We start from the raw sequence: 15,701 nt of genomic DNA on the forward strand, positions 1-15,701 counted from the left end.
GCCATACTACGGCCCGGGAACAGGTTTCCGTGCTTCCGCGACGGGGCGGGGGCCCGCTCGCCGCGGGCCGGCAGCTCGCGGCCTGGCGTCATGCCTCCAGGCTGGCCGCGATGCCGTCCTCCATCGCCGGGTAGCGCGGCTCGAAACCCAGCACCGAGCGCATGCGCGTCGTATCGACGCGGCGGCTCTCCACCAGGAAACCGCGCATCGCCGGGCTGACCTGTGCGAGCAGTTCCTCCAGCGGCAATTCCGGCGGCGCGGGCAATCCGGCGAGTCGCGCGACCGCGCGAAAGTACTCGTCCATGCCGCGATGATCGCCGTCCCCCACGTTGAACACGATCTCCGTACCCGGGTAATCCGCGGCAGCCAGGCTGACGGCCGCCAGGTCATCCACGTGGATGCGGTTGCCCGGCCCGGTTTCGCCCGCGCGCGCCACCGGCGCCCCGCTGCGCAGGCGCTCGAGCGGCAGCCGACCGGGCCCATAGATCCCGGGCACGCGCAGGATGCGGACCGCGACGCCGGTGGCGATGCCCCAGTCACGCAGCGCATGTTCGGCGTCGAGACGGCGCCGCCCTCGCGCGGAGGCCGGTGCCGCAGGCGTCGTTTCATCGACCGTCCGGCCACCGGTGTCGCCATAGACGGCCGTGGTGCTGAGGTAGACTACGCTCTCGGGGAACGCCGTGATCCGCGCCAGGCAGGCGCGAAAACGCGGGTCGGTATCGCCGGTGTCGGGCGGCGGCGCCATGTAGATCAAGGCCCGTTGCGCGGTCCATTCCGGTGGCAAGGCGTCGCCCGGCTGATCGAGATCGAGAATACCGGCGCCGGCGCCGGCGGCACGCAGCCGGTCGGCCGCATCCGCCGAGCGGACGGTGCCGAAAAAGTCGCGACGCGTGTCGAGACAGCGTTGCAGCAGCCTGCGGCCCGTATAGCCGCAGCCCACCACGGTCACGCCGGCATTGCCGGCGGCAGGGCGTTTCGCATGATCCATAAGGTCAGGTTACATCCCGGCGACGAAAGCTTCGAGGTGCTGGACGACGAATCCGTGCTGGCAGCCGGACTGCGCGCCGGCCTGCACCTGCCCCATAGCTGCCGCGGCGGCAGTTGCGGCGCCTGCGAAGCCCGGGTGCTCTCGGGCGCAGTCACCTACCCCGACGGATTGCCGGCCGGCCTGACGCAGGCGGAAGCGGACGCCGGCCGCGCGCTGCTTTGCCAGGCGCACGCCTGCGCGGACCTGGACCTGGAAGCCCGGGCACTCGCGGTCCCCGAGGAAGTGCGCATCCGCCGCCTGCCGTGCCGGGTCGAGTCGCGCGAGTTGCTGTGCCACGACGTGATGCGGCTCGACGTCAAGCTGCCCTCGCTGGAACCTTTCGTGTTCCTCGCCGGCCAGTACGTCGATTTCCTGCTCGAGGACGGGCGCCGGCGCAGCTACTCGATGGCCAATCCGCCGCACGAGGCCGAGCGGCTGGAACTGCACGTGCGCCGCGTCTCCGGCGGCGACTTCACGGCACGGGTGTTCGACGATCTCGAAGCACGCTCCCTGCTGCGTCTCGAAGGTCCGCTCGGCGGCTTCTGGCTGCGTGAAGACACCGCGCGGCCGATCGTGATGGTCGCGGGCGGCACCGGGTATGCACCGATCAAGTCGATGCTGCGCCACCTGATGGAGGTCGGCACGACGCGGCCCGTCACTTTTTACTGGGGCGTGCGACGCCCGCGGGACCTGTACGAAGGCGAGGTGCTGGCGCGCTGGGCCGCGGCGCACGACTGGCTGCGCTTCGTTCCCGTCATGTCCGCCGCCCTGCCCGAAGACGACTGGACGGGACGCCGCGGCTGGGTCCACGAGGCGGTGCTGGAGGATTTTCCCTCGCTGGCCGACGTGGACGTCTATGCAGCCGGGCCGCCGCCGATGATCGCGGTGATCCAGGAGCTGTTTCCGGCCCACGGCTTGCCCCAGGGACGACTGTTCTTCGATTCCTTCGAGTTCGCTCCGGCGTCGTAAGCCAGCGACTCGACGATCGTCCCCACCTGGCCGTTGCTGCGGCCATACTGGCCAAATAACCGCCCGGTCGCGAATCTTGTGCAATTGACTTGGTTGCGCTTGCTGCGGGTTCGTGGCTCAATCTTTGCCAGGGAACCAAGTCTCCGACAAACCGGCGCGATTCAATAGCGCAATCGGGCCAGGAGCGAGTATGGACTATCACAGTCGCATCACGATCGAGCCCGGCAAGCGAGGCGGGAAACCCTGCGTTCGCGGCATGCGTATCACCGTCTACGACGTGCTGGACTGGCTGGCCCAAGGCATCACTGAAAAGCAGATCCTCGCGGACTACCCCGAGCTTGTCGTCGAGGACATTCGCGCCTGCCTGGCTTTTGCCGCCCATCGAGAGCATCAGCTCACCGCTATCCACGGCAACTGAACGCCAGCAGGTCCCGTGAAGCTGCTGGACCAGAACCTGTCGTACCGAATGCTGGCCGAGTTGGAGCCGGCGTTTCCCGGATCCAGCCAGGCCATGCGTCTCGAGCTTCAGAAGGCTGACGATCACGCGATTTGGCAGTACGCCAAGGATCACGGCTTCACCATTGTCACCCTGGACTCGGATTTCCATGAGCTGGCAACGCTCTACGGGACACCGCCGAAGATCATCTGGCTCAAGTTTGGTAATCGACCGAGATTGTATGTCGCCAATCTGCTTCTGAAACACGGGCAGCAGATCAAAGAGTTCGGCCAAAATGCTGAAGTGGCGGTGTTAGAGATCTATTGAGACGCAACCCCTGACCAGGGGATACCTGATTTGACCCTCAGGCCGCGCCACTGCGCGGGGCGGGCAATGCAGGGGTGCGTCCGGAGGCCGCCGCGAGTCCCTGGCGGAACGCCTCCGAGGCGGCGCCCGACTCGCCCAGCTGCACCAGCAACTCGCCGTAGATCTGCCAGGTGTCGGGATGCGGGCGGATCGCCAGGCTGGTCTCGAGATAGCTGCGGGCCTTGCCCCACAGCTGGTTCCTGAGGCTCAGCCGCCCGCAGGTGAGTAACAGCTCGGCATCCTCGGGGTGCTGGTCGAGCCACTTCTCCGCGGCGGCCAGCTGGCTGCTCGGATCGCTGGTCTCGAGCCGCCCGTAAGCGGCCACCAGCGGGACGGACCACGTGGATTTCAGCGCGCGCCGCAGCACAGGCTCGGCCTGGTCGGCCGCGCCGACACGCAGCGCCGCCTCGGTGTAGGTCTCCAGGACCGCCGGGTCACGGCGCATCGACCGTTCGAGGCCCTGCCATGTCCGGTCCAGCTCGGTGCCGTCCTGCGCCGCGGCGAGGCGCGCCTGGGACACGCGCACTTCGAGCGCCTGTGCGGCATCCTTGTCCAATGCCTTGGCGGCCCGCAGCTGTGGCAACAGCCTCTCCAGGCCATCCCAGTCGTCGAGTCGCTCCAGCACGCGAGCCCGCAGGGCGAGGCCGCGCGGGTGGGCCGGCGCAGTCGAGTCGAGCTGCTGCAGGGTCGCCAGCGCTTCTTCCAGCTGGCCCTGCTCGAGCTGCAGGTCGGCCTGTGTCAGCAGCACGGCCGGCGCCGCGCCCGGATCGGCTTCGTACGCGAGACGCAGCCACTCGTCACGGCGTTCCGTCGCACCCTGTTCCTGTGCCGCCCGTGCCGCGGCCAGGTAGCCGGCAAGCGACGCGGGACCGTGCGCCGCCCGGCCGAGCAGGCGTTCGCCCCGTCCCCACTGGCCCTCGGCGATGGCCGCGAAGGCGTGGTCCAGGTGGCGCTGGCCGCGCCGCGCGCGATAATCGCCGACGGCGCGCCCCATGCGCCGCGGCGCACGGATCGTCCAGCTGATAAGGCGTACCAGGGCGTAAGCAGCCAACAGGGCGAGAACCAACCCGGGAACGGAGGTCTCCAGCGTCCAGCCGCGGATATCCACCAGCACGTAACCCTGGTCCCCGAGCAGCCAGTGCGCCACGAGCGCCCCGAGGGCCAGTGCAATGAGCAGCAGCACGCCGAAACGCATGGCTAGCCCGCCGCTCCGGTTTCGCGCAGCAACTCCAGTGAACGTCCGATCGACGGCCACTCGGGCGTCACGTCGCGCGTACCGAGTTCGTCCAGCGCATCGAGCATCGCCCGGACCGCCTCGTCCTCGACGACGAAGTACTCGCGCAACGCGGCCCGCGCGGCCTCGACCCCGGCGTTGAAATTTTCCTGGTCGCGCGCCAGCACGGCCAGGCGGGCGCTCTTCAGGTCCAGCTCGATGTTGCGGTACAGGAAAAAGCTCTCGTCAGGCGCGAGCAAAGGCGCGGCCGGCGTATCCGTCCGGCGAATGCGGAACAGGTCGGCGGTGACCGCGCGCAGGCGCGCCAGGAAGCGCTTCCAGCCAGTTTCTTCCGTGCCGGCCGATGCGTCCGCCAGGGGTTCCGGGGAAAGGCTGCCGTGCAGCGGCAGCCCCTCGATGCGCCCCGCCAGGCTGTCGAGCCTTAGCGCCAGCCCTTCGAGATCGACATCGGCGACCGCCTCGACCGCGGCGATTTCTTCGTTGATGGCCCGGCGCGTCGCGGCGAACGACGGGTCGTCCAGTGCCGCCAGCTGCGCGTCCGCTTTGCGCAGGGCGGCCAGCGCGACCCGCGGGTTGTCCGCCAGCGCGAGTTCCCGGGCGGCCAGCAACAGCAGGTATTCGACTTCGGCCACGGCCGGCGAGCGTTCCTCGGGGAAATCCTCGCGCGCGAACGATTCCATGCGCTCCCGCGCCTCATCGATCTCGCTGTCGAGGGATTCGAGCTCGCGCCGCCGCGCCTCCGCCTCGCTGCGCAACTCGCTGAAACGCTCATCCTGGGCCGCGACCCGCGCCTGGGTCTCGAGCACCAGTGCACGTATGTCGGCGAGATCGCGGGCGGCCTCGCTGGTTTTTTCCGCGACGACCTCCTGCTGCTCCGTCACCTGCCACCAGGTAAAAGCCACGCCGCCGACCGCGGCGAACGCGACGAGGAGCGCGAAGAAGCCGAGCACGATCCCGAAAGAGCGCCCGGCGGAGGCGGCCGGCACGACGGCGGGATAGGCGGCTGCGGGCGCAGCCGAAGATTCAGGCGAAGATTCGGTCGATGACTCGGTCGATGACTCGATCGATGACTTGGCCGGCGATTCGGTCGATGACTCAGCTGATGACGAGCCTTCGGCTGCACTGTCGTCGGTCGCTTCCGTGCCGTCCTTGGGTTCGTTCACCCGGGGGTCGTTCATCCTGTTCCTCCCGTCGTGTCTGCACCCTCGCCCGCATGCCAGCGAGCGATGGCGGTGGCGAGGCTTTCCCCGTCGGGGCCGTCGGCCAGCAGGCGCGTGGCGTCGTGGCCCCATTGCTTGACGGTTTGTAACACGCGCTCGCTCACGGTCACCAGCGGCGTGTTGCGCAACAACGGCTCACCCTCGGGCCCGAGCAGCGTGCACAGGTTGCGGAACACGTCTGCGCTGGTTGCAGTATAGATATCGATCTCGCCGGCCGCCCAGAGTGCGAGGATCTCCTTGCGCCGCGCCGGATCGAGCGGCGCCGGCTTGCGGCGGTAGACATCGAGGTAGCGCACACGCGCACCGCGCGCCTTCAGTCCCGCGGCGAGCTCGGCGCGCCCGTCTTCGCCACGCAGGATGAACACGCGCACGCCGGCGAGGTTCTCGAACTCCGGCTGTTCCAGGAGGTCTTCCGTCGTGAAGCCCGTCGGACGGATGTCCGGCGTCAGTCCCAGCTCGGCCAGCGCGTGGGCGGTGGAAGGGCCGATCGCAGCAATCCGCGGCCTCGGCTGCGGCAGGAACCGCGCGCCCCAGGCGACGGCGTTGCGACTCGCGAAAATCGCCAGTCCTCCCGCGGGAAGCGTCGCGAGCTCCGCCAGTTCGGACGTGTCGGGCTGCAGCGGCTCGATCGCGATCGCCGGCAGCAGCAGCACAGCCCCGCCGCGCGACTCGATGGCCTTGACCAGGTCTTCTCCCATCCCCTGCGGGCGGGTGACCAGCACCGTCAGGCCGTTGAGGCTGTCTGCCGTCATTCGCCTAGGTCGCCGCCAGCAATGCGCCGGCGCCGCGTCCCATCAAGTCGCGCGCCAGTGTGTCGCCGAGCGCCGCAGCATCGGCGGCCGCGCCGCGGATCTCGCCGTGCAATACCGAGGCGCCGTCGCGCGTCGCCACCAGGCCGCGCAGGAACAGCTCGTCGCCATCGACCACGCCGAAACCGGCCACCGGCGACTCGCAGCTGGCGCCCAGGCCGCCAGCAAACGCCCGCTCGGCATCGACGCAACGCCGCGTGTCGTCATGCTCGAGCACGCCGAGCAGCTCCGCCACTTCGGCATCGCCACTGCGACACTCGACGCCCACCGCACCCTGGCCCACTGCGGGCAGCGAAACCTCGTAAGGCAGGAATCCCGCGATGCGCTGCTCCAGGCCGAGGCGCTTGAGCCCCGCGGCCGCCAGCAGGATGGCGGCGAAGTGCCCGTGGTCCAGCTTGCGCAGGCGGGTCTCGACGTTCCCTCGCACCGGCTCGACCAGCAGGTCCGGACGTGCGTGCTGGAGCTGGGCCTGGCGCCTCAGGCTCGATGTACCGACCACCCGACCCGCGGGAATCGCCTCGATGGTGAGGAACTCGGCGGAGACCAGCGCATCGCGCGGATCCTCGCGCTCCAGCACGGCAACGATCTCGAAACCGTCCGGCATCTCGGCGGGAACGTCTTTCATCGAGTGGACCGCGATGTCGGCTCGCCCCTCGAGCATCGCCGTCTCGAGCTCCTTGATGAACAGGCCCTTGCCGCCGATCTTCGCCAGCGTCGTGTCGAGAATCTGGTCGCCCTTGGTGGTCATGGGCACCAGCTCGACCGTCAGGCCGGGATGATGCCGTGCCAGCAATGCGGCAACATGCTCGGCCTGCCAGAGCGCGAGCCGGCTCTCGCGGGTCGCGATGCGAATGGTCCTGTTCATCCTTCCTGAATCCTCCTGCGCACTTCCGGCGCATGCCGGCGGCTGACCGCCAATGGTTCCCCGACCCCCTCGATCCGCGCGCCGAGCTGGCCTCGCGCGTCGCGTTCGAGGGCGGCCATGTGCCGCAGAGCCACCAGCGCGTTGCGGTGGATGCGGACGAATTCCTCGCGAAACTCGCTTTCGAGCTCTTTCAAAGACTCGTCGATCAGGTCGATTCCGTCCTCGTGGTGGACCGCGACGTATTTCTGTTCCGCCTGGAAGTACCGGATTGTATCAACCGGGATCAGTCGCAGCGCGTCCCCGAGGCGCGCGGCGATGCGTCGCCGGCCGTTGCCCCCCGCGCCCGTGAGCGCCGCGAGCTGCGGACGGGTGGGTCGCGCCGCGCGCGCCAGCGCCTCGAAGAGCCTTTCTGCGCGCACGGGCTTGAGCAGGTAGCCGACGGCCTGGGCCTCGAATGCCTCGATCGCGAAGTTGTCGAAGGCGGTCACGAAGATGACGGCCGGCGGCGCATCCAGCGCCGCGAGGTGGCGGGCCGTCTCCAGTCCGTCCATGCCCGGCATGCGGATATCGAGCAGGACGATATCGGGGCGTTGCCGGGCCACGCGTTGCAGGCATTCCTCGCCGCTTTGCGCCTCGCCCACCACCTCGTGCGCCTGCTGGCCGGCCAGCAGGGCCTTGAGCCGGTCACGCGCCAGGGCCTCGTCATCCACGACCAGGATTCTCATTGCGCCTGCTCCGCCGGGAAGCGCAGCACGACCCGGTAACGGTCGCCGACCGCCCCGGCCTCGATGGTCGCCCGCCCGCCCCAGGCAAGCGCGAAACGCTGGCGCAGGTTGTCGAGGGCGATGCGGTTGCCGGCGCGGGGCGCGTTGCGGGCCGCCGCGGGATCGGCCAGCGGGTTTTCCACGGACAGCTCCACCAGGCCGGCCGGCTCGTCGTAGCGGCCCTCGATGACCACCGTACCGCCCCCGGGCAGCTGCTCGATGCCGTGATAGATCGCGTTTTCGAGCAACGGCTGCACGGACAGGGCCGGAATGCGCGCCCGCAGCGGCAGCTCGGCGATGCGCCATTCCACGCTGAGGCGCTCGCCGAGCCTGTGTTGCTCGATGCGCTGGTAGATGCGGGAAAGCTCGAACTCTTCTTTGAGCGTCATGGTGGAAGTCGCATCGGACAGCGAGGCGCGGAACAGGTCGGCGAGATCCTCGACGGCCTCCTCGGCCCGGGCCGGGTCGCTCCGGGTCAGCGCGGCGATGGTGTTCATGCTGTTGAACAAGAAATGCGGCCGGATCCTGGCCTGCAATGCGCGGATCCGCGAATGCGCTTCCTCCTCGACCTCGCGGCGCCATTGGGCCGTCACCCAGAAATAGCGCAGCAGCATGCCCGTGACGATGAACGCGATCAGCAGGTTGCTCAGGACGAAACCCGGCAATCCGCCGCCGTCCGCGTGCCCCAGCAGCGCCGGCATGCCCTGCCAGGCGCGTGCCGTCCACCAGGCGCCCAGCGAGACGACCAGTACGCACACGAGGACGATGGTCAGCGCGCCTGCGCTGGTGGCCGCCGGACCCCGGCCGACGAACAGCCGTCGGGCCACGCAGAGCACCGCCGCCGACAGCAGCGTGCACCACAAAAGGAACAGCGACGTGCGCGCGAGGTTGTCCCAGAAGCGACCCCCCGGCTCGTAGCGGGCCAGCGCAAGTACGATCCCGACGAGACCCGCAAGCACGACCACCGCCAGCACCGCGCGTGCGGAGCAGAAATCCGGCAGGAACAGCCCGTCGCGGCGACGGGCTTCGGCTGGCTCGTGGGAACCCATGGCTGTCGCGGTGGCGCGACTCAGTCGTCGCTGCCGGGGAACATATCCGATTTAAGGCGGAAAAGCGCGGAGATGTCTTCGTCAGCGCTTTCCGCCGGCAGCCGCGCATAGTGCGCGAGCGTCATTTCGACCAGGGGCAGCTTGACTCCCAGCTCGCCGGCCATGCGGCGGCAGATCTCGAGGTCCTTGGCATGCAGGCCGACCTTGAACCCGAGCGGGAACTCGCCGCGGATCATCGTCCGCCCGCGTTTCGACAGGAACCAGTTGCCGGCCGCCCCGCTTTCCAGCGCGGCGATCAGCTCGTCCATCGGCAACCCCTGCGCCCGGCCGAACGCCAGCGCCTCGGTCACCGCCTGGTTGATCCCGGCCACCATCACCTGGTTCGTGGCCTTGGCGGCCTGCCCCGCGCCGGCGGGCCCCATGTGCGTGATGCTGCCGCCCATCGCCTCGAGCACCGGCCGTGCGCGGGCCAGCACCTCCGGCTCGCCCCCGACCATGATCGACAGCGTGCCGGCCCGGGCGCCCTCGGTGCCGCCGCTGACCGGACAATCGAGAAATCCCGCGCCGGACGCGGCGAGGCGCCGTGCCGCTTCGCGGGCGGTGCCGGCGGCGACCGTCGAGCAGTCCACCACGACCGCCCCGGGCCGCAGGCCGGGCAGGAGCGCCTCCAGCACGTCGAGCAGGTCCTGGTCGGCGGATACGCAGGTCACGACGACATCGCAGGAGGCGGCGAGCTCGGCAAGCGACCCCGCGGCCGGGACGCCGGTCTCGGCGGCGAGCGCCGCGGCCTTCTCCGGACTGCGATTCCACGTGGCCGCGAGCAGGCCGTGGCGATGCAGGTTGCGCGCCATCGGCAGGCCCATCGCGCCCAGCCCCACGAACCCGGCGCGCGGGCTTGTCCCTGTTCCCGGCATCAGTCTTCCAGGTAGGTGTAGCCGGACAGGCCTTCGCTCAGCGCGCGGAGGAAATAGCTCTGGTCTTCCTCGTCGAGCCCCGCGGCGGCGATCTTGCGCGCGTAGGATGCGCGCAGCTCGTCCGGGGCGAAATGCACGTAGGCGAGCAGCTGCTCGGCGGTGTCCCCGCTGCGCGGCATGCCCAGCACCGGCTCGCCGTTCGGCGAGAGGTAGACGTCCACGCTCCCGGTGTCGCCGAACAGGTTGTGCAGGTCGCCCAGGATCTCCTGGTAGGCGCCCACCATCAGGATCGCCAGCAGGTATTCCTCGTCGGGACGCACGACATGCACCGGCAGGCTGTGCTCGATCCCCTCGCCGTCCACGTAGAGGTCCACGCGGCCGTCCGAGTCGCAGGTCAAATCGCGCAGCACGCCGCGGCGCGTGGGCGCCTCTTCCAGCCGCTGGGCCGGCATGATGGGGAACACCTGGTCGATCGCCCAGATGTCGGGCAGCGACTGGAACACCGACATGTTGATGAACAGCTTGTCGGCCGTGATCTGCTTCAGTTCGTCGAGGATCGCGCGCGGCGGATTCGCCTGCCCCAGCAGCCGGTCACGCACCGCGCGCATCAGCGCGCGCGCCAGCGCTTCGCCGTGGGCCCGTTCGGCCAGGTCGATCTCGCCCGCGATGTAGCGCTGGTGCAGCTCGCCCATGAGTTGCTGGGTCTCGCGGTAGACCTCCTCGGGGGAGCTGTCGCCGAAGCGCTCGAACTGCTGCCACAACGCGAGCACCTCCGTGCCGCTGTCGCCGGGCGGCTCGACGGGCTGCTCGTCGGTCGGCACGTCCGTATCGATCACGTTGGTGACCAGCACGGCGTGTTGCGCGACCATCGCCCGGCCCGACTCCGAGACGATGTCCGGGCGCACGGCGCCCGCGGCGTCGCAGACTTCGGCGATGGTGTCGACCACGGTGCGCGCGTAATCCTCGATCGTGTAATTGATGGAGTTGGCGCTGCGCGAGCGCGTGCCCTCGTAATCGACGCCGAGCCCGCCGCCGACATCCATCAGCGTGATGTCGAGGCCCGCATTGCGCAGGTCGGTGTAGACCCGCGCGGCCTCCGTCAGGCCGCGGCGGATGTCCCGCAGGTTGGGCACCTGGGAGCCGACATGGACATGCAGCATCTTGATGCAATGGCCCATGCCAGCCTGCCGGGCACGCTCGGCGGCGGCCAGCAGCTGCCCGGCCGTCAGACCGAACTTGGACTTCTCGCCGCCGGTGTCCTGCCAGTTTCCGGCGCCGACGCTGGACAGGCGCAGGCGCACCCCGAGTCGGGGCTCGAGCTCGAACTCGCGCGCCAGCTGGATGATGCGGTCGAGCTCGGAGAGTTTTTCGACAACGATGTACACCTCGTGACCGAGGCGTTGCGCGATGAGCGCCAGCTCCAGGTACTCGTGGTCCTTGTAACCGTTGCAGACGATCATCCCGCCCGGCGGCGACACGCCGAGCACGGCCATCAACTCCGGCTTGCTGCCGGTTTCGAGGCCGACGCGCGCGCCGCCGTGACTGACCAGCGTGTCCACCACGCTGCGCTGCTGGTTGACCTTGATCGGGTAGACCACCCGGTAGCGACTCTCGTACTCGCGGGCGGTCATCGCCTTGCGAAAGGCGTTGTGCAGGCGATCCAGGCGGTCGCGGAGGATATCCGTGAAACGGAACAGGATCGGGGCGGCCAGGCCGGCAAGACGGGCACGCCGCACGAGATCGACGACATCGATCGCAGCCCCGTTGCGGAACGGCCGCACGACCAGCCGGCCGCGCTCGCCGATGTCGAAATAGCCGTCGCTCCAGCGCGCGATGCCGTACAGCCTGCGATTGGCTTCGATCTGTTCCTGGCTCATTCGCAATGGCCTCCCCGGCTTGCCGATCTAGGGGGTGAAAAGGTCGCGAAGTATAGCGCACCCGCCGTGAACGCAAGCGGTTCGAAGGGATAGCGGACCGGCTGCGGCGCGGGCCGCGCCGGATCACGCCGGGTGAGGCGGCAGCGGGCGTTAAGGGAGCAACCGCGCGGGCGCGCGGGCGCTAATCGACGCAGTAGTCTGCGACGGCCTGCCGCGCCTGCTGGCGGGCCGCGGCCATTTCCTCGTCGCTGAGATACCGCCGGCCGCCGTCGGGCAGCGATTCGTAGAGCCGCGGGGACGTCTCGTAGGTGGCCACGGCCGCACGGGCCTGGCGACAGGCTTCGGCCCTGATCTCGGCCTGCTCTGCGCGGGCCGCCTGCAAGCCGCGCTCGCGGGCGGCATCCTCGTCGCGCTGCGGATCCGCACTCGCCACCGACTGGGGCTCTCCGGCGGCCGGCGCCTTCGTCTCCACGGTGACGCGCACCGAGGCGGACGACAGGGGTCGATCGCTGAAGACCACGACCCCGCGGTCGTCCACGGTCCGATAGACCTCGTTCGCCAGCGCCGGCGTGGCAAGCAGCGCGGCCAGCAGCATGATGGAGAGGAATCTCATGTCGGTTGACTCCCTAGAGCGCCTTCTCGTCGGTCTCGCCGGTGCGGATCCGGATCGCCTGTTCGAGCTCGTAGACGAAAATCTTGCCGTCACCGATCTTGCCGGTACGGGCCGTGTTGACGATGGTCTCGATGACGCGCTCCAGCGTGTCGTCGGCCACCGCCAGCTCGAGTTTCACCTTGGGCAGGAAATCCACCACGTATTCGGCGCCTCGATAAAGCTCAGTGTGGCCCTTCTGGCGCCCGAAACCCTTGACCTCGGTCACAGTAATGCCCTGCACGCCGACCTCCGCAAGCGCCTCGCGGACGTCGTCCAGCTTGAAAGGCTTGATGATCGCAGAAACCATTTTCATTTCGCTTCTCCGGATTCTGGCCATGCGATCGGCATGGCGGCTGGGGCCGGCGGGCGCGATCAGTGCTGCCGGGCCCGGCCTGCGGGCAGTCTAGCATTGCGCCGGCATGACTGTGGAGACCGCAAAAGAAGCGGCCGGAGACGGTTTTCCCGCCCCCGGCCGCCAGGCGACGCTCACGGCGTCGCGTCAGCATTCCGGCATCAATCGCCGGACTTGGTGAACTCCGGATAGGCCTCGAGGCCGCACTCGTGCAGGTCTACGCCCTCGTATTCCTCCTGCTCCGAGACCCGGATACCCATCACCGTCTTCAGGACGAACCACACCAGCAGGCTGGCGAAGAACACCCAGGAGAAGATGACGGCCAGGCCGATGAGCTGCCCGCTCAGCGTGGCGTCCCCGTTGGACAACAGCACGGCGAGCACGCCCCAGATGCCGGCGGTGCCGTGGACCGAGATGGCCCCCACCGGGTCGTCGATGCGCAGTTTGCGATCCAGCATGACGATGGAGCCGACCACCAGCAGGCCGCCGACGAGACCGATGAAGATCGCCAGCAGCGGCGAGGGCGACAGCGGATCCGCCGTGATCGACACGAGCCCGGCGAGCGCGCCGTTCAGCGCCATCGTCAGGTCGGCCTTGCCGAACCACAGCTTGGCGAGGATCAGCGCCCCGACGAGACCGGCCGCCGCAGCCAGGTTGGTGTTGGTGAACACCAGGGCCACGTTGTTGGCGGAGCCCACGTCGGACACCTTGAGCTCGGAGCCGCCGTTGAAGCCGAACCAGCCCATCCACAGGATGAAGGTGCCGAGCGTCGCCAGGGGCAGGTTGGCGCCGGGAATCGCGTGAACCTCTCCCTTGGCGCCGTATTTGCCCTTGCGCGCGCCGAGCACCAGGACCCCTGCGAGCGCCGCAGCCGCACCGGCAAGGTGCACGATGCCTGAGCCCGCGTAGTCGGAGTAGCCGAAGGTCTCGCCGAGGAAGCCGCCGCCCCAGGTCCAGTAGCCCTGCACCGGGTAGATGACGGCCGTCATCACCACGGCGAAGCCGAGGAAGGCCCACAGCTTCATCCGCTCCGCGACCGCGCCCGAGACGATGGACATGGCGGTCGCCACGAACACCACCTGGAAGAAGAAGTCCGAGAGGTTGGAGTAGTAGGGCGCGTCATCCCCGCCTGCCACGACGTCGGCCACGGCGTTGTCGGCCGTGCCCAGCATGCCGAAGCCCGGGAAGATCCCCGTGCCGTCGCCGTACATGATCCCGTAGCCGGCCAGCATGTACATGATGCAGGCGATCGAATACAGGCCCACGTTCTTGGTCAGGATCTCCGCCGTGTTCTTGGCGCGGACGAGGCCGGCCTCGAGCATGGTGAAGCCGGCGGCCATCCACATGACCAGCACGCCCGACATCAGGAAGTAGAAGGTGTCCAGCGCATAGCTGAGTTCCATGAGTTTTTCCACGTTCTTTCCCCCTGCTCAGACGGCTTCAGGGCCGGTTTCGCCCGTGCGAATCCGGATCACCTGTTCCAGCGGCATGATGAAGATCTTGCCGTCGCCGATCTTCCCGGTACGGGCCGTATTGCTGATGACCTCGACGACCTGCTCGAGAAGGTCGTCGTCGATGGCGACTTCGACTTTCATCTTCGGCAGGAAATCGACGACGTACTCGGCGCCCCGATAGAGCTCCGTGTGGCCGCGCTGCCGGCCGAAGCCTTTCACCTCGGTCACGGTGACGCCCTTGACGCCCACGTCGGCGAGCGCCTGGCGGACGTCATCCAGCTTGAACGGCTTGATGATTGCGGTGACGAGTTTCATGCCGCTCACCGCAGGTCGAAGGACTTGCCGATGGAGAACACCAGCGAAGTCTCGCTCGAGCCCGTAGCCGACAGGTCGCTGTCACTGAAGATAGCGGCGACGCCGAGATCGAAGCCGGACACCTCGGCGCCGTAGCCGAGCTCGACGTAATCGCCGTCGAAGTCCTGCGACCAGGTGCCGTAGGTGCCGTAGAAACCCTCGTACTCGACCGTGCCGGCGACGAAGGTGTAATCGAGCTCGGGGCCGTCGAAGTTGTCGTAGGTGCCGACGGTGTACTCCAGGCTGAAGAAGCTGTAGCCGGCCGTCAGGTTGATCTCCTGGTAGGAATCGTCGAAGTCGTCGGTGTAGAAGTAGCCGGTGTAACCGATGCCGTAGCTGAAGTCGCCGACCGAGCCGCCGAAACCGCCGTACAAGTCGTACTCCATTCCCTGGCCGACGTCGGCGCCCCAGGTTCCGGCATAGAAGCCGCTCTCGTGCTCGTAATCGAGCCCGGCGTAGGCTGAGGCGTCGCTTTGCTTGACGCCGCGGAATATGTAGTCGGACATCATGCCGACGTTCGCGCTAAAATCTCCGGCGACTGCGGTTGAACTGGCCGCCAGGCCCAGGGCGACGAGCAGGTAACGGGATCGACCCATGTTTTTATCCTCCGAGTGAATTGCAGAATCCGGGCCGCTGAGCCTCGGTTTATTGTGCATAGCACGATGCGTGCCAGCCTCGTGCAAACAAGCACTTAGGTATTTTTCTGCCGCTGGAGGGCTCGTCTGCGCACCGTCATGGCGCATAGCAGCATCGCTGACTGCCCCATCCGGGGGCGTGAGGAAGGCCGATGGACAACAAAACGCTGAATATCGATGAACTCGCCCGCCGGCTGGCGGATGCGCTGCCGGGCGGGCTGAAGACCCTGCGCGAAGACGCCGAGCAGAACTTCCGCGCGGTCCTGCAGGCGGGCCTGTCGCGGCTGGACCTGGTGACGCGGGAGGAATTCGACGTGCAGGCCGCGGTGCTGAAGCGCACGCGGGAAAAAGTCGAATCGCTGTCCGCGCGGCTGGCGGCGCTGGAAGAGACGCGCCAGGAGGATTAGCCGGTCGTCCCGGGGTCCGGATCCGGAAAAGCCCTCAGGCGTGCAGCGTCGCCTCGAGGTCGAGCACCGGCTCTTCGCCGATGATCTCGGCGGACACCATGGCGCCCGCTGGAATCTCCACCCAGTCGCCCGGACCCATCAGCCGCGACCGGCCGTCGATCACGATCCGCATCTGCCCGGAGAACACCGCCTCGATCCTCGTTTCGCAGGGACAGTAGGCATCGAAGATCGTGCCCGGCGCCAACAGGCGCGTGGCGACCCAGTACCCCTGGGCCTCGAGTCTCGCCTGCAGATTGCTGATCGGGTTCATGCGTTCG

At 68.4% G+C, this 15,701-nt stretch carries 19 protein-coding genes; 4 read left to right on the top strand and 15 right to left on the bottom strand.

Features of this window, described 5'->3' with window-relative positions; all coding sequences use genetic code 11:
- Positions 1–88: 88 nt before the first annotated feature.
- Positions 89–988: an NAD-dependent epimerase/dehydratase family protein gene (locus G6032_RS13435; RefSeq protein WP_165282661.1), complete on the bottom strand. Its 900-nt coding sequence runs from the start codon at positions 986–988 to the stop codon at positions 89–91.
- On the opposite strand from G6032_RS13435, the gene G6032_RS13440 reads away from it, so the two are divergent.
- The 3 genes from G6032_RS13440 (at position 980) to G6032_RS13450 (ending at position 2,759) form a co-directional block, all read left to right on the top strand.
- Positions 980–1,996, top strand: a complete 1,017-nt coding sequence (locus tag G6032_RS13440) for a CDP-6-deoxy-delta-3,4-glucoseen reductase (RefSeq protein ID WP_165282662.1) — start codon at positions 980–982, stop codon at positions 1,994–1,996. The two genes, G6032_RS13435 and G6032_RS13440, sit on opposite strands and share 9 nt — an antisense overlap.
- A 190-nt stretch (positions 1,997–2,186) precedes the next feature.
- The gene (locus tag G6032_RS13445; RefSeq protein ID WP_165282663.1) at positions 2,187–2,414 is read left to right on the top strand and encodes a DUF433 domain-containing protein; all 228 of its coding nucleotides are present in this window, start codon (positions 2,187–2,189) and stop codon (positions 2,412–2,414) included.
- A gap of 15 nt (positions 2,415–2,429) precedes the next feature.
- Positions 2,430–2,759: a DUF5615 family PIN-like protein gene (locus tag G6032_RS13450; protein WP_165282664.1), complete on the top strand. Its 330-nt coding sequence runs from the start codon at positions 2,430–2,432 to the stop codon at positions 2,757–2,759.
- A 37-nt stretch (positions 2,760–2,796) separates the two neighbouring features.
- Here the strand turns inward: G6032_RS13450 and G6032_RS13455 are convergent, their stop codons facing one another.
- The 13 genes from G6032_RS13455 to G6032_RS13515 all read right to left on the bottom strand — a co-directional run bounded on the left by G6032_RS13455 (position 2,797) and on the right by G6032_RS13515 (position 14,938).
- Entirely contained in the window at positions 2,797–3,993 is a 1,197-nt protein-coding gene (locus G6032_RS13455) for a heme biosynthesis HemY N-terminal domain-containing protein (RefSeq protein ID WP_165282665.1), read from the bottom strand.
- Positions 3,994–3,995: 2 nt separating this feature from the next.
- The gene (locus tag G6032_RS13460; protein WP_165282666.1) at positions 3,996–5,210 is read right to left on the bottom strand and encodes a uroporphyrinogen-III C-methyltransferase; all 1,215 of its coding nucleotides are present in this window, start codon (positions 5,208–5,210) and stop codon (positions 3,996–3,998) included.
- A complete protein-coding gene (locus G6032_RS13465; RefSeq protein WP_165282667.1) occupies positions 5,207–6,004 on the bottom strand; it encodes a uroporphyrinogen-III synthase in 798 nt (265 codons plus the stop codon). Before G6032_RS13465 ends, G6032_RS13460 begins: the two co-directional genes overlap by 4 nt.
- A 4-nt stretch (positions 6,005–6,008) precedes the next feature.
- Positions 6,009–6,926 carry a hydroxymethylbilane synthase gene (hemC, locus tag G6032_RS13470; protein WP_165282668.1) on the bottom strand — a complete coding sequence of 306 codons (918 nt, stop codon included), beginning with the start codon at positions 6,924–6,926 and terminating at the stop codon, positions 6,009–6,011.
- Complete coding sequence (locus tag G6032_RS13475; protein WP_165282669.1) at positions 6,923–7,651, bottom strand: LytTR family DNA-binding domain-containing protein; 729 nt, start codon at positions 7,649–7,651, stop codon at positions 6,923–6,925. Before G6032_RS13475 ends, hemC begins: the two co-directional genes overlap by 4 nt.
- Positions 7,648–8,739 (bottom strand): histidine kinase, encoded by a 1,092-nt coding sequence (locus tag G6032_RS13480; RefSeq protein ID WP_165282670.1) that lies wholly within the window; start codon positions 8,737–8,739, stop codon positions 7,648–7,650. The genes G6032_RS13475 and G6032_RS13480 overlap by 4 nt, the downstream gene beginning before the upstream one ends.
- 20 nt (positions 8,740–8,759) lie before the next feature.
- Positions 8,760–9,653 (bottom strand): NAD(P)-dependent oxidoreductase, encoded by an 894-nt coding sequence (locus tag G6032_RS13485; RefSeq protein ID WP_165282671.1) that lies wholly within the window; start codon positions 9,651–9,653, stop codon positions 8,760–8,762.
- A complete protein-coding gene (speA, locus tag G6032_RS13490; protein ID WP_165282672.1) occupies positions 9,653–11,530 on the bottom strand; it encodes a biosynthetic arginine decarboxylase in 1,878 nt (625 codons plus the stop codon). Before speA ends, G6032_RS13485 begins: the two co-directional genes overlap by 1 nt.
- Positions 11,531–11,711: 181 nt before the next feature.
- Positions 11,712–12,143, bottom strand: coding sequence for a DUF4124 domain-containing protein (locus tag G6032_RS13495; protein ID WP_165282673.1), 432 nt, complete (start codon positions 12,141–12,143; stop codon positions 11,712–11,714).
- Between the two features lie 13 nt (positions 12,144–12,156).
- A complete protein-coding gene (glnK, locus tag G6032_RS13500) occupies positions 12,157–12,495 on the bottom strand; it encodes a P-II family nitrogen regulator (RefSeq protein ID WP_165282674.1) in 339 nt (112 codons plus the stop codon).
- Between the two features lie 200 nt (positions 12,496–12,695).
- On the bottom strand, positions 12,696–13,937 hold the full coding sequence (locus tag G6032_RS13505; protein WP_206212000.1) for an ammonium transporter: 1,242 nt from the start codon (positions 13,935–13,937) through the stop codon (positions 12,696–12,698).
- A gap of 27 nt (positions 13,938–13,964) precedes the next feature.
- The gene (locus G6032_RS13510; protein ID WP_165282676.1) at positions 13,965–14,303 is read right to left on the bottom strand and encodes a P-II family nitrogen regulator; all 339 of its coding nucleotides are present in this window, start codon (positions 14,301–14,303) and stop codon (positions 13,965–13,967) included.
- 5 nt (positions 14,304–14,308) lie between these two features.
- Entirely contained in the window at positions 14,309–14,938 is a 630-nt protein-coding gene (locus tag G6032_RS13515) for a TorF family putative porin (RefSeq protein ID WP_165282677.1), read from the bottom strand.
- 191 nt (positions 14,939–15,129) lie between these two features.
- On the opposite strand from G6032_RS13515, the gene G6032_RS13520 reads away from it, so the two are divergent.
- Positions 15,130–15,384, top strand: a complete 255-nt coding sequence (locus G6032_RS13520) for an accessory factor UbiK family protein (protein WP_165282678.1) — start codon at positions 15,130–15,132, stop codon at positions 15,382–15,384.
- Positions 15,385–15,418: 34 nt separating this feature from the next.
- Here G6032_RS13520 and G6032_RS13525 read toward each other — a convergent pair whose 3' ends face one another.
- Complete coding sequence (locus tag G6032_RS13525) at positions 15,419–15,694, bottom strand: hypothetical protein (RefSeq protein WP_165282679.1); 276 nt, start codon at positions 15,692–15,694, stop codon at positions 15,419–15,421.
- Positions 15,695–15,701 lie beyond the last annotated feature (7 nt).

Source organism: Wenzhouxiangella sp. XN24 (assembly GCF_011064545.1).
Classification (GTDB): domain Bacteria; phylum Pseudomonadota; class Gammaproteobacteria; order Steroidobacterales; family XN24; genus XN24.